We start from the raw sequence: 1,879 nt of genomic DNA on the forward strand, positions 1-1,879 counted from the left end.
CCGAGCGTAGCCTCGGCGGGCTCTGGGCTGCCATCGGCCGCATCATCGACACCTTCACCCCAGCCGTGTGCGCCAACTACTTTGCCGCCGCCGGCTATGACGCAGACTGATGGGAAAACGTTCTAGCGCCATCTGGGAAGAAGGCGGAGGCGCTTTCCAACCCGTGCCGCTGCCAGCAGGCAAGCGCCAAGGGCAGATGGACGTCGACGTAGTAGTCGCGATCGAAGTAGGTGCCGCCCTGCACGTGACGATCAGTGTTAAATGTACCACAAGAGAAAATTTTGACCAAATAACAATGATCGTAAACTTACAGCATTGAATTCTCTCTGTTCAATATTGTGAATGGTTCGCTGGGCCGTTCGCCGGCTTGCACCTCTGTGATCACGATCGGCAGAATGAGACGGGCTTCGAACTGTTCGAAAGCGCGCTTCGATCCTCGCCGGGCTGCGCCTCAAGAACTCGTCGCACGTAACGCGGTTGATCAAACCACGGCGCCAGAGAAGGTAAGGTTCCAGTTCCCACCGGTGCTCCAGTCGGTCTCCTCACAACCTGTCTCTCCTAGCCAGACCGCTGCGCTGAGGCGCAGGTTTGGTCTGGGTTTTCGCTCCGAGAGGCCGGAGACTCTGCGGACCCTGAGAGTAGGGCGATTCAACTCTCAAGCTTTACCACGTTGAATGCACGATCTCTGAGCGGAGCACTGGCCCGGGTTTCAGTGTGTCAACTGCCTACCAGTCGAAGCGGCGGACGACACTAGAGCAGAATCCGATCATTCGGGTTCATACCTTGCGGCGGTGAAGTAGCTTCGGCATTCGTTTGGGGTGAAGCGTGGCAGTGCGTGTCGAATGGCATCCCAGAGGTCGTCGATGGTGCGGGCGGCGGCCTTGCGGAGAATGGCCTTCAGCTTGGCGAAGGCATTCTCGATTGGGTTCAGGTCTGGCGAATAGGGCGGCAGGTGGAGCAGCCTGGCACCTGCGGCTTCGATGGCGGCGCGGACAGCGGGGCGGCGGTGTGCGGGCAGATTGTCCATGATCACGACATCGCCGCGCCGCAGGCTGGGGACCAGCACCTGTTCGACGTAAGCGAGGGAGGCTGCGCCAGTCATCGGCCCGTCGAGCACCATCGGTGCCGTCATACCCTCGAGCCGCAGCGCTCCGGTGAAGGTGGTGGTTTTCCAGTGCCCGTGCGGGATGGGTGATCGGCAGCGCTGGCCGCGCTTCGTTCGGCCACGCAGGCGGGCCATCTTGGTCGAGGCACCGGTCTCGTCGATGAAGACCAAATGCTCGGGGTCGAGGTCAGGCTGAGCGTCGAACCAGGCTTGTCGCCGTGCGGCGACGTCGGGTCGTTCCTGCTCGCTGGCGTGCGCCGTTTTTTTGAGCGTCATGGCCTGCCGGTCCAGGAAGCGCCAGATCGTGCTGGGCGCGAAGGTGGCGCCGTGCTGCCGGTACAGCATGCCGGATAGCTCCACCAGGGTGATACCCACCTGAGCCTCGACCGCCGCCAGAATGGCACCTCGGTAGACCTCGATCCGCCCCGACCGCAGGTCGCCGCCCTTGGCCTTGGCTCGGGTAGCGCCCGTGGCACGCCAATCCCGCACCCAGCGGACCGCCGTCGCCGCCGCAACCCCGAAGCGATCGGCCGCTGCGCGCCGTGACATGCCGCCCTCGACCGCCATAATCAGCCGGGAACGCAAATCCTCAGACAAGGTTCTCGCCATGCAAGCTAGCCTCCGCGTCCAGCCAGCAGGGTGAATCAGACTTCGAGGCCCAAGGGAGTCCCCAATGAATCTGATCGTTCGGATTTTACTCTAGCAGGCTGCTGAAATTCCCTCTCGCGATTGGCGCTGGATCGTGATTCGCTTGCCCCCGGTGGGGGAGGCTGA

1 protein-coding gene and 1 pseudogene are annotated in these 1,879 nt (G+C 62.5%); one reads left to right on the top strand and one right to left on the bottom strand.

From position 1 onward, the window contains the following. Positions 1-110 (top strand): annotated as a pseudogene (locus JMJ56_RS33000) (IS630 family transposase); the annotation flags it as partial. Between the two features lie 656 nt (positions 111-766). On the opposite strand, the gene JMJ56_RS33005 reads toward JMJ56_RS33000, so the two are convergent. After that, on the bottom strand, positions 767-1,714 hold the full coding sequence (locus tag JMJ56_RS33005) for an IS630 family transposase (protein WP_202836100.1): 948 nt from the start codon (positions 1,712-1,714) through the stop codon (positions 767-769). Positions 1,715-1,879: the final 165 nt, after the last annotated feature.

Source organism: Belnapia arida (assembly GCF_016773205.1).
GTDB lineage: Bacteria > Pseudomonadota > Alphaproteobacteria > Acetobacterales > Acetobacteraceae > Belnapia > Belnapia arida.

Coding starts and splice junctions, on each gene's coding strand:
- JMJ56_RS33005 (WP_202836100.1), bottom strand. CDS start 1,714: ATGGCGAGAACCTTGTCTGAGGATTTGCGTTCCCGGCTGATTATGGCG.